The sequence below is a fragment of the Pseudomonas sp. FP2196 genome (assembly GCF_030687715.1).
In the GTDB taxonomy this organism is placed as follows: Bacteria; Pseudomonadota; Gammaproteobacteria; order Pseudomonadales; family Pseudomonadaceae; genus Aquipseudomonas.
This window is the reverse complement of sequence record NZ_CP117445.1, coordinates 5062876-5087265: the sequence shown is the minus strand read 5'-3', so window position 1 is coordinate 5087265 and position 24390 is coordinate 5062876. Positions and strand designations below refer to the sequence as shown.

General features: G+C 60.2%; 23 protein-coding genes and 1 other RNA gene. 20 read left to right on the top strand and 4 right to left on the bottom strand.

The genetic code is table 11. The features are described 5' to 3' along the window. The first annotated feature begins 6 nt into the window (after nt 1–6). Together PSH79_RS22725 and PSH79_RS22720 are read left to right on the top strand one after the other, a co-directional pair. On the top strand, nt 7–624 hold the full coding sequence (locus PSH79_RS22725) for a glutathione S-transferase N-terminal domain-containing protein (RefSeq protein ID WP_007961620.1): 618 nt from the start codon (nt 7–9) through the stop codon (nt 622–624). Between the two features lie 16 nt (nt 625–640). Continuing rightward, on the top strand, nt 641–1054 hold the full coding sequence (locus PSH79_RS22720; RefSeq protein ID WP_016985146.1) for a ClpXP protease specificity-enhancing factor: 414 nt from the start codon (nt 641–643) through the stop codon (nt 1052–1054). An 86-nt stretch (nt 1055–1140) separates the two neighbouring features. On the opposite strand, the gene PSH79_RS22715 is transcribed toward PSH79_RS22720, so the two are convergent. The 4 genes from PSH79_RS22715 to PSH79_RS22700 all read right to left on the bottom strand — a co-directional run bounded on the left by PSH79_RS22715 (nt 1141) and on the right by PSH79_RS22700 (nt 4584). Beyond that, the gene (locus PSH79_RS22715) at nt 1141–1719 is read right to left on the bottom strand and encodes a BON domain-containing protein (RefSeq protein ID WP_305439722.1); all 579 of its coding nucleotides are present in this window, start codon (nt 1717–1719) and stop codon (nt 1141–1143) included. Further along, the gene (locus PSH79_RS22710) at nt 1716–2309 is read right to left on the bottom strand and encodes a phosphoheptose isomerase (RefSeq protein WP_008082788.1); all 594 of its coding nucleotides are present in this window, start codon (nt 2307–2309) and stop codon (nt 1716–1718) included. Before PSH79_RS22710 ends, PSH79_RS22715 begins: the two co-directional genes overlap by 4 nt. 101 nt (nt 2310–2410) lie before the next feature. Further along, on the bottom strand, nt 2411–2773 hold the full coding sequence (locus PSH79_RS22705; protein ID WP_305439721.1) for a YraN family protein: 363 nt from the start codon (nt 2771–2773) through the stop codon (nt 2411–2413). Continuing rightward, the gene (locus tag PSH79_RS22700; RefSeq protein WP_305439720.1) at nt 2773–4584 is read right to left on the bottom strand and encodes a penicillin-binding protein activator; all 1812 of its coding nucleotides are present in this window, start codon (nt 4582–4584) and stop codon (nt 2773–2775) included. Before PSH79_RS22700 ends, PSH79_RS22705 begins: the two co-directional genes overlap by 1 nt. Nucleotides 4585–4761: 177 nt before the next feature. Here PSH79_RS22700 and rsmI point away from each other — a divergent pair, with 177 nt between their 5' ends. The 18 genes from rsmI (at nt 4762) to lpxC (ending at nt 24299) form a co-directional block, all read left to right on the top strand. Further along, nucleotides 4762–5667, top strand: a complete 906-nt coding sequence (gene rsmI / locus PSH79_RS22695; RefSeq protein WP_305439719.1) for a 16S rRNA (cytidine(1402)-2'-O)-methyltransferase — start codon at nt 4762–4764, stop codon at nt 5665–5667. Nucleotides 5668–5740: 73 nt separating this feature from the next. Beyond that, nucleotides 5741–6094: RNase P RNA component class A (gene rnpB, locus PSH79_RS22690), an RNA gene on the top strand. Between the two features lie 402 nt (nt 6095–6496). Continuing rightward, a complete protein-coding gene (mraZ, locus tag PSH79_RS22685; RefSeq protein WP_042560992.1) occupies nt 6497–6952 on the top strand; it encodes a division/cell wall cluster transcriptional repressor MraZ in 456 nt (151 codons plus the stop codon). Beyond that, nucleotides 6949–7896, top strand: coding sequence for a 16S rRNA (cytosine(1402)-N(4))-methyltransferase RsmH (gene rsmH, locus PSH79_RS22680; protein WP_370872557.1), 948 nt, complete (start codon nt 6949–6951; stop codon nt 7894–7896). The genes mraZ and rsmH overlap by 4 nt, the downstream gene beginning before the upstream one ends. Then, nucleotides 7893–8186, top strand: coding sequence for a cell division protein FtsL (gene ftsL / locus PSH79_RS22675; protein ID WP_187678004.1), 294 nt, complete (start codon nt 7893–7895; stop codon nt 8184–8186). Before rsmH ends, ftsL begins: the two co-directional genes overlap by 4 nt. Beyond that, entirely contained in the window at nt 8186–9925 is a 1740-nt protein-coding gene (locus PSH79_RS22670; protein ID WP_177323319.1) for a penicillin-binding protein 2, read from the top strand. The genes ftsL and PSH79_RS22670 overlap by 1 nt, the downstream gene beginning before the upstream one ends. Next, nucleotides 9925–11388, top strand: coding sequence for a UDP-N-acetylmuramoyl-L-alanyl-D-glutamate--2,6-diaminopimelate ligase (locus PSH79_RS22665; RefSeq protein ID WP_305439717.1), 1464 nt, complete (start codon nt 9925–9927; stop codon nt 11386–11388). The genes PSH79_RS22670 and PSH79_RS22665 overlap by 1 nt, the downstream gene beginning before the upstream one ends. Then, complete coding sequence (gene murF, locus PSH79_RS22660) at nt 11381–12748, top strand: UDP-N-acetylmuramoyl-tripeptide--D-alanyl-D-alanine ligase (protein WP_305439716.1); 1368 nt, start codon at nt 11381–11383, stop codon at nt 12746–12748. Before PSH79_RS22665 ends, murF begins: the two co-directional genes overlap by 8 nt. After that, a complete protein-coding gene (gene mraY, locus PSH79_RS22655; RefSeq protein ID WP_008082775.1) occupies nt 12748–13830 on the top strand; it encodes a phospho-N-acetylmuramoyl-pentapeptide-transferase in 1083 nt (360 codons plus the stop codon). The genes murF and mraY overlap by 1 nt, the downstream gene beginning before the upstream one ends. A gap of 5 nt (nt 13831–13835) precedes the next feature. Beyond that, the gene (murD, locus tag PSH79_RS22650; RefSeq protein ID WP_305439714.1) at nt 13836–15182 is read left to right on the top strand and encodes a UDP-N-acetylmuramoyl-L-alanine--D-glutamate ligase; all 1347 of its coding nucleotides are present in this window, start codon (nt 13836–13838) and stop codon (nt 15180–15182) included. Beyond that, a complete protein-coding gene (ftsW, locus tag PSH79_RS22645) occupies nt 15179–16396 on the top strand; it encodes a putative lipid II flippase FtsW (protein WP_370872556.1) in 1218 nt (405 codons plus the stop codon). Before murD ends, ftsW begins: the two co-directional genes overlap by 4 nt. After that, complete coding sequence (murG, locus tag PSH79_RS22640; protein WP_305439713.1) at nt 16386–17456, top strand: undecaprenyldiphospho-muramoylpentapeptide beta-N-acetylglucosaminyltransferase; 1071 nt, start codon at nt 16386–16388, stop codon at nt 17454–17456. The genes ftsW and murG overlap by 11 nt, the downstream gene beginning before the upstream one ends. Next, nucleotides 17449–18909: a UDP-N-acetylmuramate--L-alanine ligase gene (murC, locus tag PSH79_RS22635; protein WP_305439712.1), complete on the top strand. Its 1461-nt coding sequence runs from the start codon at nt 17449–17451 to the stop codon at nt 18907–18909. Before murG ends, murC begins: the two co-directional genes overlap by 8 nt. Then, nucleotides 18906–19865 carry a D-alanine--D-alanine ligase gene (locus PSH79_RS22630; protein WP_150652055.1) on the top strand — a complete coding sequence of 320 codons (960 nt, stop codon included), beginning with the start codon at nt 18906–18908 and terminating at the stop codon, nt 19863–19865. Before murC ends, PSH79_RS22630 begins: the two co-directional genes overlap by 4 nt. A 4-nt stretch (nt 19866–19869) precedes the next feature. After that, nucleotides 19870–20736 carry a cell division protein FtsQ/DivIB gene (locus PSH79_RS22625; RefSeq protein ID WP_187677996.1) on the top strand — a complete coding sequence of 289 codons (867 nt, stop codon included), beginning with the start codon at nt 19870–19872 and terminating at the stop codon, nt 20734–20736. A 15-nt stretch (nt 20737–20751) separates the two neighbouring features. Beyond that, the gene (gene ftsA, locus PSH79_RS22620) at nt 20752–22011 is read left to right on the top strand and encodes a cell division protein FtsA (protein WP_305439711.1); all 1260 of its coding nucleotides are present in this window, start codon (nt 20752–20754) and stop codon (nt 22009–22011) included. A 67-nt stretch (nt 22012–22078) separates the two neighbouring features. Continuing rightward, nucleotides 22079–23275 (top strand): cell division protein FtsZ, encoded by a 1197-nt coding sequence (ftsZ, locus tag PSH79_RS22615; protein WP_187677994.1) that lies wholly within the window; start codon nt 22079–22081, stop codon nt 23273–23275. Between the two features lie 112 nt (nt 23276–23387). Next, a complete protein-coding gene (gene lpxC, locus PSH79_RS22610; RefSeq protein WP_007916984.1) occupies nt 23388–24299 on the top strand; it encodes a UDP-3-O-acyl-N-acetylglucosamine deacetylase in 912 nt (303 codons plus the stop codon). Nucleotides 24300–24390: the final 91 nt, after the last annotated feature.

Sequence of the window (24390 nt, the reverse complement as noted above, 5' to 3'; positions counted from 1 at the left end):
ATCGCCATGGGCGTGACCAATCGGTTGGCCTGTTACTCCGACCCCGCCGACCACTATTCCCACCGAGTGCGCATCGTACTTGCAGAGAAGGGTGTCAGCGCCGAGATCATTTATGTGGAAGCTGGTCGTCAGCCGCCTAAACTGATTGAGGTGAACCCTTATGGAAGCCTGCCCACGCTGGTCGATCGTGACCTGGCGTTGTGGGAGTCGACCGTGGTGATGGAATATCTGGATGAGCGTTACCCGCACCCGCCGTTGATGCCGGTTTATCCGGTGGCGCGTGCCAACAGTCGTCTGCTGATTCACCGTATTCAGCGTGACTGGTGTGGTCTGGTGGATCTGATACTTGATCCCAAGTCCAAGGAAGCCGCGCGTGTCGTGGCGCGTAAGGAATTGCGTGAAAGCCTGACGGGCGTGTCGCCGCTGTTTGCCGACAAGCCGTTTTTCCTCAGTGAGGAACAAAGTCTGGTGGATTGCTGCCTATTGCCAATACTCTGGCGTTTGCCGATTCTGGGTATTGAACTGCCGCGGCCAGCCAAGCCGCTGCTTGATTATATGGAGCGCCAGTTTGCGCGTGAGGCTTTCCAGGCGAGTCTGTCTGGTGTCGAACGCGATATGCGCTAAGGCTTAAGGAGCCGCTATGAACTCCAGTCGACCTTATCTGGTCCGCGCGCTCTACGAGTGGATTGTGGATAACGATTGCACCCCGCACATGCTGGTCAACTCCGAGTACCCGGCGGTGCAGGTGCCGCAGGGTTTCGCCAGTGACGGGCAGATTGTCCTGAACATCTCGCCCAGCGCTGTGCGGCATCTGCACATGGACAACGACGTAGTGACCTTCGAAGGTCGCTTCGGTGGCGTTCCGCACAGTCTGTACGTGCCGATCAGCGCAATTCTGGGCATCTACGCCCGGGAGAACGGGCAGGGTATGGTGTTCGATATCGAGTCGCCGATGGATGACGAAGACGACATCGAGCCGGATGACGACTTGCCGCCACCGGACAGCGAGCCACCGCGCCCTAGCGGCCGGCCAAGTTTGAAAGTGGTGAAGTAATAAAAAAGGCGATCCGGATGGATCGCCTTTTTTATTACTTCCCCTGTAGGCGCTGCCCAAGGCTGCTCCTGCAGGGGGAGGGTAAGTCAGTCGATGTACTCAAACAGCTTCACAATCTTCTGCACACCGGAAACGCCCTGGACCAGATTGGTTGCCTGGGTGGCTTCCTGTTTGGTCAGCAGGCCCAGCAGGTAGACGATGCCGTTCTCGGTCACAACCTTGATGCGCGAGCCGGGAATGCTCGCGTCGGTGAGCATCTGGGTCTTGATCTTGGTGGTCAGCCACGCGTCGTTCTGGCGCGCCAGCAGGGAGGAGGGTTGCAGCACTTGCAGTTCGTTGTGCACCTTCTTCACGCGCTGCACATTGGCGGCGGCCTGCTCGGCCTTGGCCTTGAGGTCTTCGCGCGGCGTCTGGCCGGCCAGCAGTACCACGCCGTTGAAGCTGGTGGTGACGATGTGCGAGTCGTTGTCCAGCGCCGGATCGGCCTTGGCGATGTTCACGCCTACTTTGGTTTCGATCAGCGAATCGTCGATCTTGCTGCCGAAGGTACGGGTGCCACGGTCATCTTCGATCGGTGCTTCTCGGCTGGCATTTACCACCGAGGTGCAGCCACTGATGCCGAGGCACAGGGTCAAGGCCAGAAGGCCAAGGCGATTAGGGGTCATTCTTCACTCCCGAACAGTTGGCTGTCGATCAGATCGCAGAGGCAATGGATCGCCAGCAAGTGGACTTCTTGAATACGTGCAGTGACGTTGGCCGGTACGCGAATCTCGACGTCCTCGGGCAACAGCAGCGACGCCATGCCGCCGCCATCGCGTCCGGTCAAAGCTACGACAATCATTTCGCGATCATGTGCGGCCTGGATCGCTTGAATAATGTTCGCCGAGTTACCGCTGGTCGAAATAGCCAGCAAGACATCACCTGGCTGGCCGAGCGCACGGATCTGCTTGGAGAACACTTCGTTATAGCTATAGTCGTTGGCGATCGAGGTGATCGTCGACGTATCGGTGGTCAGGGCGATGGCGGGCAGACTCGGGCGCTCGCGTTCGAAGCGGTTGAGCAGCTCCGAGGAAAAGTGCTGTGCATCGCCGGCGGAGCCGCCGTTGCCGCACGAAAGCATTTTGCCCTCGTTGAGCAGGGCGTTGACCATGATCTGGCTGGCTTGCTCGATGTGCGGTGCAAGTACGTCCATCGCCTGTTGCTTGGTGTCGATACTGGCCTGGAAAAGCTGGCGAATTCGGGATTGCATGTCCATCTGTGTGACCTTAAGTAGCGCGGCTGTTCGGCACATGAATGTGCAGCCCGCAAAGCAAAGAGCAAAATGTGTCGGATGAAAAAGTCCGGGTTGGATGCAGATCAACTGTCGAAAGCATTCTGCAACCAGTTCAGCTGACTCGGATGGCTGTCGATGGCTACCACGTCGAAGCGGCAGGGGGAATTGGCCCAACGCGATTCGCGCTGAAGAAAATACTGCGCAGCGAAAATCAGTTTCTGCTGCTTGCGCCCATCGATGCTAGCGAGCGCGCCACCCCATTGAGTGTTTTTTCTGTAGCGAACTTCAACGAATACTACTGTATCGCCATCAAGCATGACCAGATCAAGCTCGCCGCGCTTGCATAACCAGTTCTGCGCCAACAGTCGCAGCCCCTGCTTCTGCAGATGCTCGAGCGCATGGCGCTCGGCATCTTTACCGCTTTGCGAGCGTGACCTGTCGGGCATTAGCGCGCGGTGTCCGGCAGACGTTGAATCTGACCGCTGACAAACTGCGCCCAAGGCAGTTGACGCACGACACGCTGAGTCTGAGTCATGCCCAGGCTCCCCGACTGTCCTTCGATGCGGCTGTCCGGCAGGGCTTTGAGTTGGCCCAGGCGCGGTGCCAGACGATAGGCATCGACGCCCATGGCGTACAGGCGACCGAGGCTGCCTGCGGCTTGTGGCCACTGTGCGGTGACTTGCTGGCGCAGCGGATCGTTGGCTTCCAGTAGCCATGGAGTTTCGCAGAAGCGAATACCGTTCATGTCGTTGTACTGGTTCACATCGCCGCTGGCGCTGTACACGTGGGAGGTCGCGTAAACCGGAACATCACCAGCGTACTGGAAGTTCAGGGTCGGCTTGATCTGCTGCGCTTGCTGTGGAGTGGCAGCCAAGAAGATGAACTCAATGTCCTGACGACGCGAAGGCTGTGCGGCGACGTTGGTGCCAGCCGCATTCTGCAGGCTCTTGGCGCGGGCCTCGCTCTGGCGCAACTGGAACATGTCGGCGATCTGCTGGGCGAGTTGCACCGGCTGATCAACACGCTCTGTGGCAACGATGCTGCCGCCATTGGCTTGCCAGTCCTGGCTGAACGCGCGCAGTACGCGGTCGCCCCATTCGCCTTTCGGCACCATGATTGCGGCGCGGTGCAGGCCGTCGGCACGGGCGCGACGGGAGACTTCACGGGCTTCGTCTTCAGCAGCCAGACCAAACTGGAACAGCTGCGCCGGGCCTTGATCGCCTTCGCTGTAGTTCAGCGCCAGGGTGGTGATGGGTAGTTGCGGGCGGGTGCTCAGTTGTTTGACCAGTGGTTTTTCCAGCGGGCCAACGACCAACTGCACGCCGTCTGCCTGAGCCTTGCGGTAGAACTCGTCCATCGAGGTCAGTTTCGAGCTGTCGTAGAACTCGATGGCTGGCGGCTTCTGCCCGGCCTGTTGAGCCTGGTAGTGCGCGGCCATGAAACCTTCACGCAATGCTTTGCCGACGGAAGCCAACTGGCCGTCTTGCGGCAGCAGCAGGGCGATTTTGCTCAGGGGCTGGCTCGCCAGTTCCTTGAGCTTGGTCAGCGGCAGTGGCAGGTTGATCGCTGCTGGGTGCTTTGGATTCTGCGCGCGCCAGGTGTCGATAGCGGCCTGCTGCTGCTCCAAAGTGCCAGCGGTTTTAACCGCCTGCGCCAGAGCCATCCAGCCACCGAGGTCATCGGTGCTGTTTGGTTGCAATTGGTCGGTCGGCAGCGAGGCAATCAGTGTCCAGATCGCTTCGTGGTTCTTGCTCGCGGCTTCGCCTTGCAGCATCGGCGCAATGAAGATGCGCTCGCGGGCGGCGGCCAGCGTCTGGCCATCGGCTTCGAGGGCGCGGGCATGAACGGTGCCGGTGCGCACCTGCTGCTCTTCCGGCATCTCACCCAGCTTTTGCAGGCTCGGATGGCTCAGTGCGGTCAGCGCGGCTTTCGGCTGATTGCGGGTCATGGCCAGCTCGGCGGCCAAAGTGTTAGCAAAAATCTGCTGCCCCGGCTTTAGCTGTTCAACGGGCACTTGTTGCAGGATTTGCGCGGACTGTCCGGCATTGCCCTGACGATAAGCCAGATCCGCTGCGCTCAGGCGCAGCAGGGCGGCTTTTTCCGGGGTTTTAGCCTGGGTGGCCTGTTCGAGCAGTTGCTCGATGCTGGCATCCGGAGTCCGTGGAAGTTCGCCAAGGCTGGAGGAAGGGGAGCTGGCGCAGGCCGCCAAAAGGGCAGCGAGGCAGAGGGCAGTGAACAGCCGCAGGCAAGCGATCATGTAAGTGTTCCTGATACTCGATCAAATTAGCGTGGAATTGTACCCAAGCACTGGCCGGGGCGCGATGTTAGTGGCGTGAAACAGTCAATTTAGCTGGAGTAAATGTTGCGGAGCCGCACATCTGCGGGAAAAACCGTGTGCGGGCAGGGCGCATCGCAAGCCTCGTGACGCGTTACAATGCCGGCTTTTACCGATCATGAGGTGTGCGCTTTGACTGCTCCAGGTCCTTTGAATTCCGCTGCTGGCTCGCTTTATGTGGTGGCGACGCCCATCGGCAACCTGGACGACATCAGCGCCCGGGCATTGAAAATTCTCCGCGAAGTGGCATTGATTGCTGCCGAGGACACGCGTCACTCGCAGCGACTGATGCAGCACTTCGGTATTTCCACGCCGTTGGCCGCTTGCCACGAACATAACGAACGAGATGAAGGTAGCCGCTTTATTACCCGTCTGCTGGCGGGTGACAACGTTGCGCTGATTTCCGATGCCGGTACGCCGCTGATTTCCGATCCGGGCTATCACCTGGTGCGTCAGGCCCGTGCTGCGGGGATCAATGTGGTGCCCGTGCCTGGCGCTTGCGCCTTGATCGCGGCATTGTCGGCGGCGGGCCTGCCATCCGATCGATTCATCTTCGAGGGTTTTCTGCCGGCCAAGTCGGTTGGGCGCAAGGCGCGCCTGGAAGCGGTTAAGGAAGAGCCGCGCACGCTGATCTTTTACGAAGCCCCGCATCGCATTCTGGAATGCCTGCAGGATATGGAGGCGGTGTTCGGTGGCGAGCGTCAGGCATTGCTGGCTCGTGAGATAACCAAGACGTTCGAAACGCTTAAAGGTTTGCCGCTGGCTGAGTTGCGCGCGTTCGTCGAGGCCGACAGCAATCAGCAGCGCGGCGAGTGCGTGGTGTTGGTCGCGGGCTGGACAGTGCCGGAGTCTGAAGACGCCGTCAGCAGCGAGGCGATGCGCGTCCTCAATCTGTTGCTCGAAGAGATGCCGCTCAAGCGTGCCGCTGCGTTGGCAGCGCAGATCACCGGTGAGCGCAAAAATGTGCTGTATCAGGTCGCGCTGGACAAACAGAAAGACGTGTAAGCCGTCGCCCATAGCGGTCTTGGGGCTTTTAGCGCTTGTTCTTCGGTCGCTCTGCCGTTAACCTTCGCGGCGGAGAGTCGATCGGACAGTCGCTGCCCTCTATGAAAATTAGGGGGGGGAGGAAAGTCCGGGCTCCATAGGGCGAAGTGCCAGGTAATGCCTGGGAGGCGTGAGCCTACGGAAAGTGCCACAGAAAATAACCGCCTAAGCGCTTCGGCGACGGTAAGGGTGAAAAGGTGCGGTAAGAGCGCACCGCACGTCTGGCAACAGTTCGTGGCTAGGTAAACCCCACTTGGAGCAAGACCAAATAGGGTCCCAAGGCGTGGCCCGCGCTGGGACCGGGTAGGTTGCTAAAGATGTCCAGTGATGGCCATCGTAGACGAATGACTGTTCAAGACAGAACCCGGCTTACAGATCGACTCTCCACCTTTTTCTTTCCCTGCTTGAATCAGTGTTATCGGGGCTGTGTATTATCAGCAGGCCTGCGCTGAAAGTTCGGCAGCGGCAAATGCAGTAATAGCCATTTCCCACCCTGCTTCAATCAACAGCAGAAGCGCTCTCGTAATACCGAAAAAATCTTACTCTTAACAAATTACTTTAACTTTCGAGCGCAGCTTTCAGTGCTGCATCAAGTTATGGGTCAAAAGTCTCCGCCAGATTCTCGTTGTGCCTCCTTTTATGCTCCTAAATCTCCGTTCTGTAAGGGTTTTCCTTTAATCCGCGCCTTGACGGTGTGGTGGGCGCATTCCTATAGTGTGCGCAAGTGGCGGAAAGTGGCATGAAGTGGGTTTTTTGAGCTCAAAACGATAAAAATTGGAGAAACGCAGACGTGTTTCGCGGAGCTAACGCTATCAGTCTCGATGCAAAGGGCCGTCTCGCTATGCCGAGCCGGTACCGTGACGAGCTCGATTCGCGCAGTTCCGGCCAATTGATCGTCACCATTGATGCCGTTGATCCGTGTCTGTGTGTCTATCCGCTCGACGAGTGGGAAATTATTGAAACCAAGTTGCGCGCACTCCCTTCGCTTCGCGAAGAGAACCGTCGCCTGCAACGTTTATTGATTGGTAATGCCGTCGACCTCGAACTCGACGGCAGTGGTCGTTTTCTGGTTCCACCGCGTCTGCGCGAATACGCCAAGCTTGATAAGAAAGCGATGCTGGTGGGCCAACTGAACAAGTTCCAATTGTGGGACGAGGATGCATGGAACGCGGTATCTGCCGCTGACCTTGCTGCCATTCAACAACCGGGCGCGATGCCTGATGAACTGCGTGATTTGATCCTGTGACTATTGATAGCGGCTTTAACCACATCACCGTACTGCTTGACGAAGCCGTCGAGGCTCTCGCCGTACGTCCTGATGGCTGCTATCTGGACGGTACGTTCGGGCGCGGCGGGCACAGTCGGTTGATCCTCAGTCAGCTCGGGACTGACGGGCGACTCATCGGATTCGACAAGGATCCACAAGCGATTGCCACTGGGCAAACGCTAGCGGCCGAAGACGGCCGCTTTGTCGTTGTGCAGCGCAGCTTTGCCGAGCTCGGTTCGGTCGTCGCCGAACGTGGTCTGGCCGGCAAGGTCAGCGGCATCCTGCTCGACCTGGGCGTGTCTTCGCCGCAGCTTGACGACGCTGAGCGTGGCTTCAGTTTCCTCAACGACGGCCCGCTCGACATGCGCATGGACCCGTCCCGTGGCATCAGCGCTGCCGAGTTCGTCAACACCGCGCCGGCTGAGGAAATCGCCCGGGTGTTCAAGGAATACGGTGAAGAACGTTTCTCCGGGCGCATGGCTCGCGCCGTCGCCGAGCGTCGCGATATCACTCCTTTCGAGCGCACCGCTGATCTGGCTGAAGTCTTGAAAGTGGCCAACCCGGCTTGGGAAAAGGGCAAGAACCCGGCCACCCGTGCGTTCCAGGGTTTGCGTATTCACGTCAACAACGAACTGGGCGATCTGGAAGCCGGCCTCGAAGCCGCACTGGACGCACTGGAAGTCGGCGGCCGTCTGGTCGTGATCAGCTTCCACTCGCTGGAAGACCGCATCGTCAAACTGTTCATGCGCAAGCTGGTGAAAGGCGAAGCCGACAACCTGCCGCGCAACCTGCCGGTTCGCCACGTAGCGTTCGAACCGAAAATCAAAGTCCATGGCAAAGCGCAGACGGCCTCCGACGCCGAACTCAAAGCCAACCCACGTTCCCGTAGCGCCGTCATGCGCGTCGCGGAGAAGTTGCGGTGAGCAAGCTTTTCGCCAAGCCACTGCCCGGCGGCAGCTTTTTCATGCTGCTGTTGTTTGTCGGTGTGCTCGTGTCGGCCATTGGCGTGTCTTACAGCGCGCATTGGAACCGCCAATTGCTCAACAACCTTTACAACGAACTCAGCGTGCGCGACAAGGCGCAGGCCGAGTGGGGCCGGCTGATTCTTGAGCAAAGCACCTGGACCGCGCACAGCCGGATCGAAGTGCTGGCCACCGAACAATTGAAGATGCACATCCCGGGCGCGGCTGACGTGAAGATGGTGGCGCCATGATGAAGCTCGAAGGCGCACTCTTCCCTTGGCGCTTCCGTCTGATGGTGGCGCTGCTCGGCGTGATGGTTGCGGCGATCTGCTGGCGCATCATCGACCTGCAAGTGGTTGACCGTGACTTCCTGAAAGGTCAGGGCGACGCGCGCAGTCTTCGTCACATCCCGATTCCTGCTCACCGTGGCCTGATCACCGACCGTAACGGCGAGCCGTTGGCCGTGAGTACCCCGGTGACCACCCTGTGGGCCAACGCCAAGGAAATGCAGACCGCCAAAGAGAAATGGCCGGCACTGGCCGCCGCGTTGGGTCAGGACCCGAAAGCCCTGACCGAGCGCCTCGAAGCGCAAGCCAACAAAGAATTCATTTATCTGGTACGCGGGTTGACCCCCGAGCAGGGCCAGTCTGTGCTCGACCTTAAAGTGCCGGGCGTCTACGGCATCGAAGAATTCCGCCGGTTCTATCCGGCCGGTGAAGTCACGGCGCACATGGTCGGCTTTACCGACATCGATGATCACGGTCGCGAAGGTGTCGAACTGGCTTATGACGAATGGCTCGCCGGGGTTCCCGGCAAGCGGCAGGTCATCAAGGATCGGCGCGGACGGCTGATCAAGGATGTCCAGGTCACCAAAAACGCCAAGGCCGGCAAGCCCTTGGCGTTGTCGATTGACCTGCGTCTGCAATATCTGGCCAACCGCGAACTGCGTAACGCGATCATCGAGAACGGCGCCAAGGCCGGCAGCCTGGTGATCATGGACGTGAAGACCGGCGAAATTCTGGCCATGGTCAACCAGCCGACCTACAACCCGAACAACCGCCGCAACCTGCAGCCGGCAATGATGCGTAACCGCGCGATGATCGACGTGTTCGAACCGGGTTCGACCATGAAAGCCATCTCGATGGCTGCCGCAATCGAAACCGGTCGCTGGAAACCGAGCGACACCGTTGAGGTGTATCCGGGCTCCCTGCAGATCGGTAAGTACACGATCAAGGACGTCTCCAAGAGCGAAGGTCCGGTGCTCGACCTGACCGGCATCCTGATCAATTCCAGTAACGTCGGCATGAGTAAGGTCGCGTTCGATATCGGCGGCGAAACGATTTTCCGCCTCGCGCAGAAAGTCGGCCTCGGCCAGGACACCGGCCTTGGCTTCCCGGGCGAACGTGTCGGCAACCTGCCGAACTACCGCGATTGGCGCAAGGCTGAAACCGCGACCCTGTCCTACGGCTACGGGATTTCCGTGACCGCGATTCAGTTGGTGCACGCATTCTCGGCGCTGGCCAACAACGGTCGTCTCGCACCGTTGACCCTGATCAAAACCGACAAGCCGCCGCAGACCACGCAAGTGCTGCCGGAAGCTGTCGCGAAAACCATGCAGGGCATGCTGACCCAAGTGATCGAAGCCCCACGCGGTGTGTTCCGTGCGCAAGTGCCGGCGTATCACGTGGCCGGCAAGTCCGGTACGGCGCGCAAGACTTCGGTGGGCACCAAGGGTTACGCCGAAAACTCTTATCGCTCGCTGTTCGCCGGTTTCGGCCCGATGAGCGATCCGCGTTACGCCATCGTTGTGGTGATTGATGAACCGAGCAAGGCCGGTTACTTCGGTGGTCTGGTTTCGGCGCCGGTGTTCAGCCGTGTGATGTCCGGCACCCTGCGTCTGATGAACGTGACCCCGGACAACCTGCCGACCACGCAACAGGCCAACGCCACCCCGGTTATTCCGCTGAAAGCCAATGGAGGGCGCGGCTGATGTCATTAAGTCTGAACAAAATATTCCCCCACGCCGGCCACGATCTGCTGATCCGTGAATTGGCGCTGGACAGCCGTAACGTACGCGCGGGTGATTTGTTCCTCGCGGTGCCGGGCGGCAAATTCGATGGTCGTGCGCACATTGCCGATGCACTGGCGCGCGGCGCTGCCGCTGTGGCGTATGAAGTGGAAGGCGCCACCGTGCTGCCTATCACTGATGTCCCGTTGATTCCGGTCAAGGGGCTCGCGGCGCAGTTGTCAGATATCGCCGGGCGTTTTTACGGCGAACCAAGCCATCATCTGAATTTGATCGGCGTCACCGGCACCAACGGTAAAACCAGCGTGACCCAACTGGTCGCGCAGGCGCTGGATCTGCTCGGCCAGCATTGCGGCATTGTCGGCACCCTCGGTTCCGGCTTCTATGGCGCATTGGAAAGCGGTCTGCACACCACGCCGAACCCGATTGCCGTGCAAGCGACTTTGGGCGACCTGAAAAAGGCCGGCGCGAAAGCCGTGGCCATGGAAGTTTCGTCCCATGGTCTGGATCAAGGCCGGGTGACCGCGCTAGCGTTCGACGTGGCAGTGATGACCAACCTGTCCCGCGATCATCTGGATTATCACGGCACCATGGAGGCTTACGCCGAGTCCAAGGCCCGGCTGTTCGCCTGGAATGATCTGAAGTGCCGCGTGGTCAACCTCGACGACGATTTCGGCCGGCAACTGGCCGCTGAAAAACGTGAGTCGCGCTTGATCACCTACAGCCTGCTCGACAGCAGCGCTTATCTGTTCTGTCGCGAAGCGCAGTTCGACGACCACGGCGTACGCGCCACGCTGGTGACGCCGCAGGGCGAACATCATCTGCGCAGCACCTTGCTCGGTCGTTTCAACCTGAGCAACGTGCTGGCGGCGGTTGGTGCTTTGCTCGGCCTGGATTACGCGCTCGATGAAATTCTCAAAGTACTGCCCAAGCTCGAAGGTCCGGCCGGACGCATGCAGCGTCTTGGCGGCGGCACTCAGCCGTTGGTGGTGGTCGATTACGCCCACACACCGGATGCGCTGGAAAAAGTTCTCACGGCATTGCGCCCACACGTCAAAGGCAAGTTGCTGTGCCTGTTCGGCTGCGGCGGTGATCGCGATCGTGGCAAACGTCCGTTGATGGCCGAAGTGGTCGAGCGTCTGGCTGATCAAGTGCTGGTCACCGATGACAATCCGCGCACCGAAGACCCGGCAGTGATTTTCGATGATATCCGCGCCGGTTTTACCGCTGTGGATAAAGTCACGTTCGTCGCCGGCCGTGGCCAGGCGATTGCGCAAATGATTGCTGCTGCTTCAGCAGATGACGTGATCGTTCTGGCTGGCAAAGGTCACGAGGACTATCAGGAAATCAACGGCGAGCGTCATGCCTTCTCCGATCTGGTCGAAGCGGATCATGCGCTGACCGCTTGGGAGGTGGCCCATGCTTAAAGCCCTGAAGCTCGGTGAATTGACCAATGCGCTCGACGCACGCCTGATCAGCGCCGATGCCAGTTTCGATGGTGTGAGCATCGACAGTCGCGCGATCAAGCCAGGCCAACTGTTTATTGCCCTGACCGGCCCGCGTTTCGATGGTCACGATTATCTGAACGACGTCGCCGCCAAAGGCGCCGTAGCAGCGCTGGTCGAGCGTGAAGTCGCCGATAGCACGTTGCCACAGCTGTTGGTCAAAGATACCCGTCAGGCCTTGGGCCAATTGGGTGCCTTGAACCGCGCTGCCTTCACTCAGCCAGTGGCTGCCGTGACCGGTTCCAGTGGCAAGACCACGGTCAAGGAAATGCTCGCAAGCATCCTGCGCACACGCGGCCCGGTGCTGGCGACCCGTGGCAACCTGAACAACGATCTCGGCGCACCGCTGACCCTGCTCGAACTGGCCCCGGAACACACGGCGGCCGTGATCGAACTGGGTGCTTCGCGTCTGGGTGAAATCGCCTACACCGTCGGGCTGACCAAGCCGCAAGTAGCGATCCTCAACAATGCCGGCACCGCTCACGTTGGTGAGTTCGGCGGCCCGGAAAAAATCGTCGAAGCCAAAGGTGAAATCATCGAAGGTCTGGCGGCTGATGGCATCGCCGTGCTGAATCTCGACGACAAGGCCTTCGGTATCTGGAAGACCCGCGCGGGTGCTCGCAAAGTCCTGACTTTCGCCCTGAGCAATTCGCAAGCTGACTTCTACGCCAGCGACCTGAGCACCGATGCCCGGGGTTGCCCGGCGTTCAATCTGCACACGCCTGAAGGTTCGGAGCGCGTTCAACTGAATCTGCTCGGTACCCATAACGTTGCCAACTCGATGGCCGCTGCTGCTGCCGCACATGCGTTGGGCGTGTCGCTGTTCGGCATTGCCACCGGGCTTGGCGCGGTGCAACCGGTCAAGGGCCGCACCGTCGCGCAACTGGCAAAAAACGGTATGCGTGTGATCGATGACACTTACAACGCAAACCCCACCTCCATGTGCGCTGCCGTTGATATACTCGCCGGCTTTTCCGGTCGCACCGTCCTGGTGCTCGGAGACATCGGCGAGTTGGGCGATTGGGCGGAGCAGGGGCACCGCGACGTGGGCGAATACGCCCGGGGCAAGGTTTCCGCGCTTTATGCCGTTGGGCCGAACATGGTTCACGCCGTAAACGCTTTCGGTGAACAGGCGCATCACTTCGGCACGCAAGCCGAACTGATCCAGGCCCTCGACGCCGAGCAGGACACAAACACCACCATTTTGATCAAGGGTTCGCGCAGTGCAGCGATGGAAAACATCGTTGCGGCTCTGTGCGGGTCCAGTCTGGAGAAACATTAATGCTGCTGCTGCTAGCGGAGTATCTGCAACAGTTCTACAAAGGCTTCGCGGTCTTTCAGTACCTGACCCTGCGCGGGATTCTCGGTGTGCTGACCGCGCTGGTTTTGTCGCTGTGCTATGGCCCGTGGATGATCCGCACTTTGCAGAACCGTCAGATCGGTCAATCCGTTCGTAACGACGGCCCGCAATCGCACCTGTCCAAGTCGGGTACTCCGACCATGGGCGGCGCACTGATTCTGTCTTCGATCGGCGTCAGCACCTTGCTCTGGGCTGACCTGAGCAACCGCTACGTCTGGACTGTACTGCTGGTGACCTTGCTGTTCGGCGCCATCGGTTGGGTTGACGATTACCGCAAAGTCATCGAGAAAAACTCCCGTGGCTTGCCGAGCCGCTGGAAGTATTTCTGGCAGTCGGTGTTCGGCCTCGGCGCGGCGATCTTCCTTTATATGACCGCCAGCACGCCGGTGGAAACCACGTTGATCCTGCCGATGCTCAAGGACTACAGCATTCCGCTGGGCCTGGGCTTCATCGTGCTGACCTACTTTGTGATCGTCGGTTCGAGCAACGCGGTCAACCTGACTGACGGCCTCGACGGTCTGGCGATCATGCCGACCGTGATGGTTGGCGGTGGCCTCGGTATCTTCTGCTACCTGTCGGGTAACGTGAAATTCGCTGAATACCTGTTGATTCCTTATGTGCCGGGTGCGGGCGAACTGATCGTGTTCTGCGGCGCATTGATCGGTGCCGGTCTGGGGTTCCTCTGGTTCAACACCTATCCGGCCCAAGTATTCATGGGCGACGTCGGCGCACTGGCGCTGGGTGCTGCACTGGGCACCATCGCGGTGATCGTCCGTCAGGAAATCGTCCTGTTCATCATGGGCGGCGTGTTCGTGATGGAAACCCTGTCAGTCGTCATTCAGGTTGCGTCCTTTAAGCTGACCGGTCGCCGTGTGTTCCGCATGGCTCCGATACACCACCACTTTGAACTCAAGGGCTGGCCCGAGCCGCGTGTGATCGTCCGTTTCTGGATCATCACCGTGATTCTCGTGTTGGTTGGCCTTGCCACCCTGAAGCTGAGGTAGAACGAGTGTCTCTGATCGCTTCTGACCACTTCCGCATCGTTGTCGGCCTCGGCAAGAGCGGCATGTCCCTGGTTCGCTTCCTGGCGAACCGGGGCACGTCGTTTGCTGTGGCTGACACGCGGGAAAATCCACCGGAACTGGCCACGCTCAAGCGTGACTATCCGCACGTGGAAGTGCGTTGTGGCGAGCTGGACGTCGAATTCCTGTGCCGTGCCGACGAGCTCTACGTGAGCCCCGGCCTGGCGCTGGCGACCCCGGCCCTGCAAGCCGCTGCAGCCCGTGGCGTGAAACTGTCCGGCGACATCGAGCTGTTCGCGCGTAACGCGCGGGCGCCGATCGTGGCCATCAGCGGTTCCAACGCGAAAAGCACCGTCACCACCCTGGTCGGCGAGATGGCGGCTGCGGCCGGCAAACGTGTCGCGGTGGGCGGCAACCTCGGTACGCCGGCGCTGGATCTGCTCAGTGACGATGTCGAGCTGTATGTGATGGAACTGTCGAGCTTCCAGCTGGAAACCACCGACCAGCTCAACGCCGAAGTGGCGACCGTGCTGAACATCAGCGAAGACCACATGGATCGCTACAGCGGTCTGCCGGCCTATCACCTGGCCAAGCACCGGATCTTCCGTGGCGCGAAGCAGTTCGTGGTCAACCGTCAGGATGCACTGACCCGTCCGTTGATGGGTGAGGGCCAGCCGTGCTGGACCTTCGGCCTGAGCAAGCCTGATTTCAAGGCATTCGGTATCCGCGAAGAAGACGGCGAAAAGTACCTCGCCTTCGAATTCCAGAACCTGATGCCGGTGCGCGAATTGAAGATTCGTGGCGCACACAACCAGTCCAATGCCCTGGCGGCGCTAGCGCTCGGCCACGCGGTCGGTCTGCCATTCGACGCCATGCTTTCGGCCCTGCGTACGTTCGCCGGCCTCGAACATCGCTGCCAGTGGGTGCGTGATCTGGACGGCGTCGCTTATTACAACGACTCCAAAGCCACCAACGTTGGCGCCGCACTGGCGGCCATCGAAGGCCTGGGTGCGGACATCGACGGCAAGGTCATTCTGATTGCCGGCGGTGACGGCAAGGGCGCCGAGTTCAATGATCTGCGTGATCCGGTGGCGGCCAACTGCCGCGCCGTGATCCTGATGGGCCGCGACTGCGACAAGATCGGTGACGCCATCGGCGATGCCGTGCCACTGATTCGCGCCACCTCGCTGGTTGAAGCCGTTGAGCAATGTCGCGCCGCCGCGCAACCGGGTGACGTGGTACTGCTGTCGCCGGCCTGCGCCAGTTTCGACATGTTCAAGAATTATGAAGACCGTGGTCACCAGTTCGTCCGCGCCGTGGAGGAACTGGCATGAGCCTGCTCAACATCATCAAGCCGTATCCGTCGCCGATCATCACCGGGCGCGGGATCGACCTCGACTTCCCGATGCTTGCCGGTTGCCTGGCGTTGCTCGGTCTGGGTCTGATCATGATCGCCTCGGCCTCCACCGAAGTGGCGGCCGCGCAGTCGGGCAGTCCGCTGTATTACATGATCCGTCACCTTATTTATGTGGTGCTGGGGCTGGGCGCGTGCATCGTCACCATGATGATTCCGATCGCCACCTGGCAGCGCCTTGGCTGGTTGATGCTGCTGGGTGCCTTCGGCTTGCTGGTGATGGTGATCATCCCGGGCATTGGCCGAGAGGTTAACGGTTCGATGCGCTGGATCGGTTTCAGCTTTTTCAACGTTCAGCCATCCGAAATCGCCAAAGTATTCGTGGTGATCTACCTCGCCGGTTACCTGGTGCGGCGCCAGAAAGAAGTTCGCGAAAGCTGGATGGGCTTCTTCAAGCCATTCATCGTGCTGCTGCCGATGGCCGGCCTGTTGCTGATGGAACCGGACTTCGGTGCCACCGTCGTGATGATGGGCGCTGCGGCGGCGATGCTGTTCCTCGGCGGGGTCGGCTTGTTCCGCTTCTCGCTGATGGTGGTGCTGGCGGTAGGGGCCGTGGTCTTGCTGATTCAAATGCAGCCTTACCGGATGGCGCGTCTGACCAACTTCGCCGACCCGTGGGCCGACCAGTTCGGTGCCGGTTACCAGTTGTCGCAAGCCTTGATCGCGTTCGGTCGCGGTGAATGGCTGGGCGTTGGCCTGGGCAACAGCGTGCAGAAGCAGTTCTACCTGCCGGAAGCGCACACCGACTTCGTGTTCTCGGTATTGGCCGAAGAACTCGGCGCGGTGGGTTCGCTGTGCACCGTGGCGCTGTTCGTGTTCGTGTGTATTCGCGGCATGTACATCGGCTTGTGGGCGGAGAAAGCCAAACAGTTCTTCGCCGCGTATGTGGCTTACGGCCTGTCGTTCCTGTGGATCGGTCAGTTCCTGATCAACATCGGGGTGAACGTCGGCCTGCTGCCGACCAAGGGGCTGACCTTGCCGTTCCTCAGTTACGGCGGCAGCTCGTTGGTGATTTGCTGTGCCTGTCTCGGCTTGTTGCTGAGGATCGAGTGGGAGAGTCGAACCCACCTGGGCAGCGAAGAGATGGAATTCCATGAGAGCGACTTCGCCGAGGAGCCGAATCATGGGCGCTAACGTATTGATCATGGCCGGCGGAACCGGCGGCCACGTGTTCCCGGCGCTGGCTTGTGCCCGCGAGTTTCAGGCGCGCGGCTACACCGTGCACTGGCTCGGCACGCCACGCGGGATCGAGAACGAACTGGTCCCGGCCGCCGGGCTGGAACTGCATCGCATCAACGCGAGCGGCTTGCGCGGCAAGGGCAAGCTGTCGCTGCTCAAGGCGCCGTTCATGCTGCTGAAATCGGTATGGCAGGCGCGGGCGATCATTCGTCGCCTGAAACCGGTGTGCGTGGTCGGCTTCGGTGGTTATGTGACTGGTCCCGGTGGCCTTGCCGCAAAACTGGCCGGCGTGCCGGTGATCGTTCACGAGCAGAACGCTGTGGCCGGCACCGCCAATCGGTTGCTGGTGCCGTTCGCCGCCCGAGTGTGTGAAGCATTCCCCGACACCTTTACTCTGTCGGACAGCCGCCGTACCACCGGAAATCCGGTGCGCAGCGAGCTGTTCCTCGACACATCGCGACCTGCTCTGGCAGGGCGCAAAGCGCGTTTGCTGATCCTCGGTGGAAGCCTGGGCGCAGAACCGTTGAACAAATTGCTGCCTGAAGCCCTGGCCCAAGTCGCTGCCGATTTGCGTCCGGAAGTGTTTCATCAGGCCGGCAAAAACCACGATGAAGTGACTGCAGAGCGCTACCGCGCCGCCGGCGTGGACGCGCAGGTGCAGCCGTTCATCAAAGACATGGCCCAGGCCTATGGCTGGGCTGACCTGGTGGTGTGCCGCGCAGGCGCGTTGACCATCAGTGAGCTGGCTGCCGCCGGTCTGCCCTCGATGCTGGTGCCTTTGCCCCACGCGATCGACGATCACCAGACCCGCAACGCCGATTATTTGGCCCGTGAAGGCGCTGCCTTCCTGATGCCGCAAAGAACGACTGGTGCCGCGGACCTTGCCGCGCGCCTGACAGAGGTCTTGATGCAACCGCAACGACTCGAAGATATGGCCCAAGCGGCCCGCCGTCTGGCGAAACCCGATGCCACCCGTAGCGTGGTCGATACCTGTCTGGAGGTGGCCCATGGTTGAGAATCAGAAAGCCATGCCGCAACCGGAAATGCGCCGCATCCGTCGCATCCACTTCGTCGGCATCGGCGGTGTGGGCATGTGCGGCATTGCCGAAGTGTTGTTGAACCTGGGCTATGAAGTGTCCGGTTCCGACCTGAAAGCATCGCCGGTGACCGAGCGTCTGGAATCCTTCGGCGCGAAGATCTATATCGGCCACCGCGCCGAGAACGCCGCCGCCGCCGATGTGCTGGTGGTGTCGAGCGCCGTCAACACCTCCAACCCGGAAGTCGCGACCGCGCTGGAACGCCGCATCCCGGTGGTGCCGCGTGCCGAAATGCTGGCTGAGCTGATGCGTTACCGCCACGGCATCGCCGTCGCCGGTACCCACGGCAAAACCACCACCACCAGCCTGATCGCTTCGGTGTTCGCTGCCGGTGGCCTCGATCCGACGTTCGTCATCGGTGGTCGTCTGAATGCCGCGGGCACCAATGCCCAACTCGGCACCAGCCGTTACCTGATCGCCGAAGCCGACGAGAGCGACGCGAGCTTCCTGCACTTGCAACCGCTGGTGGCCGTTGTCACCAACATCGACGCCGACCACATGGCGACCTACGACGGTGACTTCAACAAACTGAAGAAAACCTTCGTCGAGTTCCTGCACAACCTGCCGTTCTACGGTTTGGCCGTGATGTGCCTGGACGATCCGGTGGTGCGCGAAATCCTGCCGCTGGTCAAGCGTCCGACCGTGACTTACGGCTTCAGCGAAGACGCCGACGTGCGCGCAATCAACGTGCGCCAGCAAGGCATGCAGACGTTCTTCACGGTACTGCGTCCTGACCGCGAGCCGCTGGAAGTGTCGGTGAACATGCCCGGCAACCACAACGTGCTCAACTCGCTGGCGACCATCTGCATCGCCACCGACGAAGGCGTCAGTGATGAAGCCATCGTTCAGGGTCTGTCCGGGTTCCAGGGGGTCGGTCGACGCTTCCAGGTCTACGGCGAACTGCCGGTGGACGGCGGCCACGTGATGCTGGTCGACGACTACGGTCACCACCCGACCGAAGTCGCCGCCGTGATCAAAGCCGTACGCGGTGGTTGGCCGGAGCGCCGCTTGGTGATGGTTTACCAGCCGCACCGTTACAGCCGCACTCGCGACCTGTACGACGACTTCGTCAATGTACTGGCCGACGCCAACGTGCTGCTGCTGATGGAAGTCTATCCGGCCGGCGAAGAGCCGATCCCGGGCGCCGACAGCCGCAAGCTGTGCAACAGCATCCGTCAGCGCGGACAGCTCGACCCGATCTACATCGAGCGTGGCGTCGACCTGGCGCCACTGGTCAAGCCGCTGCTGCGTGCCGGCGACATCCTGCTGTGCCAGGGCGCCGGTGATATCGGCGGTCTCGCACCGAAATTGTTGAAAAGTGAGTTGTTCGCTGGCGCCGTGGCGGCGTCGGTCGAGGGGAAGTTGAAATGACTGCTGCCTACGCCAAGCTGTTCTCCACTATTGCGCCGAAAGACTTCGGCCGTGTTGCCGTGCTCTTCGGTGGCCTGAGTGCCGAGCGTGAGGTTTCGCTGAAATCCGGTAACGCTGTGCTCGAAGCGCTGCAGAGCGCTGGCGTGGACGCGTTCGGCATCGACGTTGGCGACGATATTCTGCAACGTCTGCTCAGCGAAAAGATCGACCGCGCCTTCATCATTCTTCACGGCCGTGGCGGTGAAGACGGCTCCATGCAGGGCCTGCTCGAAGTGGCGGGCATTCCGTACACCGGCAGCGGCATTCTGGCGTCGGCACTGGCAATGGACAAACTGCGCACCAAGCAGGTCTGGCACAGCCTCGGGATTCCGACGCCGCGTCACGCCGTGTTGTGCAGCGAAGCCGATTGTATTTCAGCAGCGACGGAACTGGGCTTCCCTTTGATCGTCAAACCGGCGCATGAAGGTTCAAGTATCGGGATGGCCAAAGTGAGTTCTGCGTCCGAGTTGATCGACGCATGGAAAGCGGCCAGTACCTACGATTCGCAAGTCTTGGTTGAGCAATGGATTCAAGGTCCGGAGTTCACCATCGCCACCCTGCGTGACCAGGTGTTGCCTCCAATTGCCCTGGGTACACCGCACACGTTCTACGACTACGACGCCAAGTACATCGCCAACGATACCCAGTACCGCATTCCGTGCGGGCTGGATGCCGCCAAGGAACAGGAACTCATGGATCTCACGGCCAAGGCCTGTGAGGCGCTGGGTATCGCCGGTTGGGGCAGGGCGGACGTGATGCAGGACGCCGACGGACAGTTCTGGTTCCTGGAAGTGAACACTGCACCGGGCATGACCGATCACAGTCTGGTGCCGATGGCGGCCCGTGCCGCCGGTCTGGATTTCCAGCAACTGGTTCTGGCCATTCTGGCCGCCAGTGTTGAAGACGCTAGAGGTTAAGACGATGCAAGGCGCTCAGCTCAGACATCAGCCACCCGCACCCGGCCGCAAGCCGGTGCCGCGGGGTGCCAGCCGAATGGTGGCCAAAGAGCCGATGTCCGCGCGCCTGCCGAAAGCCAACTTCGGTTTTCTGAAAAGCCTGTTCTGGCCGGTACTGCTGGTCGCGCTCGGGTTCGGTACCTACGAAGGCGCGCAGCGTTTGCTGCCGTACGCCGACCGGCCGATCACCAAGATCGCCGTGCAGGGCGACCTGAGCTACATCAGCCAGCAAGCGGTGCAGCAGCGAATCGCCCCTTTTGTGGCGGCGAGCTTCTTCACCATCGACCTGGCGAGCATGCGCAAGGAGCTTGAGCAAATGCCCTGGATTGCCCACGCCGAAGTGCGTCGGGTCTGGCCGGATCAAGTGGTGATTCGCCTCGAAGAGCAACTGCCGGTGGCGCGTTGGGGTGACGAGTCTTTGCTGAACAACCAGGGCCAGGCGTTTACGCCAAGGGAGCTGGCGAACTACGAACACCTGCCACAGCTGTTCGGCCCACAACGGGCCCAGCAGCAAGTGATGCAGCAGTACCAGGTGCTGAGCCAGATGCTGCGACCGTTGGGCTTCTCGATTGCACGCCTGGAATTGCGTGAACGCGGGAGCTGGTTCCTGACCACCGGTGCCGGCAGTTCCGGTCCCGGCATCGAGTTGCTGCTGGGACGCGGCAACCTGGTGGAAAAGATGCGCCGCTTCATCGCCATCTATGACAAGACGCTCAAAGAACAGATTACGAACATTGCGCGCATCGATCTGCGCTATGCCAACGGCCTCGCCGTTGGCTGGCGGGAACCTGTAGCGCCGACGACAGCCCAACCCGCTGTCGCGAAGAATTAAGAAGAGGCAGGACCCATGGCAAACGTGCAAAGCGGCAAAATGATCGTCGGTCTGGATATCGGCACCTCCAAAGTGGTGGCGCTGGTAGGCGAGGTCGCGGACGACGGCACGCTGGAAATCGTCGGTATCGGTACACATCCTTCCCGCGGCCTGAAAAAAGGCGTGGTGGTGAATATCGAGTCCACCGTGCAATCGATCCAGCGCGCGATCGAAGAAGCCCAACTGATGGCGGGCTGCCGCATTCACTCGGCGTTCGTCGGCGTGGCGGGCAATCACATCCGCAGCCTGAACTCCCACGGCATCGTCGCGATTCGTGATCGCGAAGTCAGCTCGGCTGACCTCGAGCGCGTACTCGACGCTGCCCAGGCTGTGGCGATCCCGGCTGACCAGCGCGTGCTGCACACCCTGCCGCAGGATTACGTGATCGATAACCAGGAAGGGGTTCGCGAACCTTTGGGCATGTCCGGCGTACGTCTGGAAGCCAAGGTTCACGTGGTCACCTGCGCCGTCAACGCCGCACAGAACATTGAAAAATGCGTGCGTCGCTGTGGCCTGGAAATCGACGACATCATTCTTGAGCAACTGGCCTCGGCCTACTCGGTGCTGACCGACGACGAGAAAGAACTGGGCGTGTGCCTGGTCGACATCGGCGGCGGCACCACCGACATCGCGATCTTCACCGAAGGTGCGATCCGTCACACCGCGGTGATCCCGATTGCCGGTGATCAAGTGACCAACGACATCGCCATGGCGTTGCGCACTCCGACCCAGTACGCCGAAGAGATCAAGATCCGTTACGCCTGCGCCCTGGCCAAACTGGCCGGTGCCGGCGAAACCATCAAGGTGCCAAGCGTCGGCGACCGTCCACCGCGCGAGCTGTCGCGTCAGGCCCTGGCCGAAGTGGTCGAGCCGCGTTACGACGAACTGTTCACCCTGATTCAGGCCGAGCTGCGTCGCAGCGGCTACGAAGACCTGATCCCGGCCGGCATCGTCCTGACCGGCGGTACGTCGAAGATGGAAGGCGCCACTGAGCTGGCCGAAGAAATCTTCCACATGCCGGTACGCCTCGGTGTACCGCACGGCGTGAAAGGCCTGGATGACGTGGTGCGCAACCCGATTTATTCCACTGGCGTTGGCTTGTTGATGTACGGCCTGCAAAAGCAGTCCGACGGAGTTTCGTTCTCCGGCATTGGCAGTCGCGACAGCTACAGCAGCGAAGAGCCTCAGGCGCCGCTGCTGGACCGATTGAAGAAGTGGGTTCAAGGCAACTTCTAAAGCTTTACCGCAACACCGCAACAAACAGCAGTAGGCGAAAAAACTAGAGAATGTAAGGAGAGGGAAAATGTTCGAACTCGTAGACAACATCCCCGCAAGCCCGGTAATCAAAGTTATCGGTGTTGGCGGTGGCGGCGGCAACGCTGTCAATCACATGGTCAAGAGCAACATCGAAGGCGTCGAATTCATCTGCGCCAACACTGATGCTCAAGCGCTGAAAAACATCGGCGCGCGTACCATTCTGCAACTGGGTACCGGCGTGACCAAAGGTCTCGGCGCTGGCGCCAACCCTGAAGTAGGTCGTCAGGCCGCTCTCGAAGACCGTGAGCGCATTGCCGAAGTCCTGCAGGGCACCAACATGGTGTTCATCACCACTGGCATGGGCGGCGGTACCGGTACCGGTGCAGCACCGATCATCGCCGAAGTGGCCAAGGAAATGGGCATCCTGACCGTTGCGGTCGTGACTCGTCCGTTCCCGTTCGAAGGCCGCAAGCGTATGCAGATCGCCGACGAAGGCATCCGCATGCTGTCCGAAAGCGTCGACTCGTTGATCACCATTCCCAACGAGAAGCTGCTGACCATCCTCGGTAAAGACGCAAGCCTCTTGTCGGCTTTCGCCAAGGCTGACGATGTTCTCGCCGGTGCCGTTCGCGGTATCTCCGACATCATCAAGCGTCCGGGCATGATCAACGTCGACTTCGCCGACGTGCGTACCGTGATGAGCGAAATGGGCATGGCGATGATGGGCACTGGCTGCGCCAGCGGTCCGAACCGTGCACGTGAAGCGACCGAAGCTGCCATTCGTAACCCGCTGCTGGAAGACGTGAACCTGCAAGGCGCACGCGGCATCCTGGTGAACATCACCGCCGGTCCTGACCTGTCCCTGGGTGAGTACTCCGACGTGGGTAGCATCATCGAAGCCTTCGCTTCCGAGCACGCCATGGTCAAGGTCGGTACCGTTATCGATCCGGACATGCGCGACGAACTGCACGTAACCGTAGTTGCTACCGGTCTGGGCGCGAAAATCGAGAAGCCTGTGAAGGTTATCGACAACACCGTTCACACGTCGATGGCTGCCTCTCAGGTGCAACAACCGGCTCCGAGCCGTCAGGAAGCGCCAGCGGTGAACTACCGTGATCTGGACCGTCCGACCGTCATGCGCAACCAGGCTCAGGCCGGTGCTGCGGCTGCCGCGAAGATGAATCCGCAAGATGATCTGGACTATCTGGACATCCCGGCATTCCTGCGTCGTCAGGCTGATTGATGGAATGTATCAGGGCTATGAAGGTGATTGGTGTTCAGCAAAGGCTCGGTCTGCTATTATCGCCAGCCTTTGTTGATACCAGTTCGCAATTTGCGCTGAAGCGGCCCAAGCCATGATTAAACAACGCACACTGAAAAATATTATCCGTGCCACAGGTGTAGGCCTGCACTCCGGTGAGAAGGTCTATCTGACCCTCAAGCCTGCGCCTGTCGACACTGGCATTGTGTTTTGTCGCGCTGACCTCGACCCTGTGGTGCAGATTCCTGCCCGCGCGGAAAACGTCGGTGAAACCACTATGTCGACGACGCTGATCAACGGCGACGTCAAAGTGGACACGGTAGAGCACTTGCTCTCGGCCATGGCTGGCCTGGGCATCGATAACGCCTACGTCGAGCTCTCCGCGTCCGAAGTCCCGATCATGGATGGCAGCGCTGGACCCTTCGTATTCCTGATTCAATCGGCTGGCCTGGAAGAACAGGACGCCGCCAAGAAATTCATCCGCATCCTGCGTGAAGTGACAGTGGAAGACGGCGACAAGCGCGCCACTTTCGTCCCTTTCGAAGGGTTCAAGGTGAGCTTCGAGATCGATTTCGATCACCCGGTATTCCGGGACCGCACCCAAAGTGCAAGCGTGGATTTTTCCAGCACTTCGTTCGTAAAAGAAGTCAGCCGCGCCCGTACTTTCGGTTTCATGAGTGACATCGAGTACCTGCGCAAGCACAACCTCGCACTCGGCGGCAGCGTTGAAAACGCAATCGTGGTCGATGCCGATGGCGTACTGAACGAAGACGGCCTTCGCTATGAAGACGAATTCGTGAAGCACAAGATCCTCGATGCCATTGGCGATCTGTACCTGCTGGGCAATAGCCTGATTGGTGAGTTCAAAGGCTTCAAGTCCGGTCACGCACTGAACAACCAGCTGCTGCGCAAGTTGATTGAGCAGACAGATGCCTGGGAAGTGGTGACGTTCGAAGACGCCAGCACCGCACCAATCTCTTACATGCGCCCTGTTGCGGCTGTGTAAGTAAAAAACCTCTCTAGTTTTTTGAAGGCCATCCTCGGATGGCCTTTTTTTATGCCTTTTTAAAAGATCAAAAGATCGCAGCCTGCGGCAG

Excerpts from the sequence above, each read along its gene's own strand:
- PSH79_RS22665 (WP_305439717.1), top strand. The coding sequence starts at position 9,925 with ATGTCATTAAGTCTGAACAAAATATTCCCCCACGCCGGCCACGATCTG.
- murC (WP_305439712.1), top strand. The coding sequence starts at position 17,449 with ATGGTTGAGAATCAGAAAGCCATGCCGCAACCGGAAATGCGCCGCATC.
- ftsZ (WP_187677994.1), top strand. The coding sequence starts at position 22,079 with ATGTTCGAACTCGTAGACAACATCCCCGCAAGCCCGGTAATCAAAGTT.
- ftsW (WP_370872556.1), top strand. The coding sequence starts at position 15,179 with ATGAGCCTGCTCAACATCATCAAGCCGTATCCGTCGCCGATCATCACC.
- PSH79_RS22710 (WP_008082788.1), bottom strand. The coding sequence starts at position 2,309 with ATGGACATGCAATCCCGAATTCGCCAGCTTTTCCAGGCCAGTATCGAC.
- murG (WP_305439713.1), top strand. The coding sequence starts at position 16,386 with ATGGGCGCTAACGTATTGATCATGGCCGGCGGAACCGGCGGCCACGTG.
- murF (WP_305439716.1), top strand. The coding sequence starts at position 11,381 with ATGCTTAAAGCCCTGAAGCTCGGTGAATTGACCAATGCGCTCGACGCA.
- PSH79_RS22725 (WP_007961620.1), top strand. The coding sequence starts at position 7 with ATGGGCGTGACCAATCGGTTGGCCTGTTACTCCGACCCCGCCGACCAC.
- rsmI (WP_305439719.1), top strand. The coding sequence starts at position 4,762 with ATGCCGGCTTTTACCGATCATGAGGTGTGCGCTTTGACTGCTCCAGGT.
- PSH79_RS22630 (WP_150652055.1), top strand. The coding sequence starts at position 18,906 with ATGACTGCTGCCTACGCCAAGCTGTTCTCCACTATTGCGCCGAAAGAC.
- mraY (WP_008082775.1), top strand. The coding sequence starts at position 12,748 with ATGCTGCTGCTGCTAGCGGAGTATCTGCAACAGTTCTACAAAGGCTTC.
- PSH79_RS22700 (WP_305439720.1), bottom strand. The coding sequence starts at position 4,584 with ATGATCGCTTGCCTGCGGCTGTTCACTGCCCTCTGCCTCGCTGCCCTT.
- ftsA (WP_305439711.1), top strand. The coding sequence starts at position 20,752 with ATGGCAAACGTGCAAAGCGGCAAAATGATCGTCGGTCTGGATATCGGC.
- lpxC (WP_007916984.1), top strand. The coding sequence starts at position 23,388 with ATGATTAAACAACGCACACTGAAAAATATTATCCGTGCCACAGGTGTA.
- PSH79_RS22715 (WP_305439722.1), bottom strand. The coding sequence starts at position 1,719 with ATGACCCCTAATCGCCTTGGCCTTCTGGCCTTGACCCTGTGCCTCGGC.
- PSH79_RS22625 (WP_187677996.1), top strand. The coding sequence starts at position 19,870 with ATGCAAGGCGCTCAGCTCAGACATCAGCCACCCGCACCCGGCCGCAAG.
- PSH79_RS22705 (WP_305439721.1), bottom strand. The coding sequence starts at position 2,773 with ATGCCCGACAGGTCACGCTCGCAAAGCGGTAAAGATGCCGAGCGCCAT.
- PSH79_RS22720 (WP_016985146.1), top strand. The coding sequence starts at position 641 with ATGAACTCCAGTCGACCTTATCTGGTCCGCGCGCTCTACGAGTGGATT.
- PSH79_RS22670 (WP_177323319.1), top strand. The coding sequence starts at position 8,186 with ATGAAGCTCGAAGGCGCACTCTTCCCTTGGCGCTTCCGTCTGATGGTG.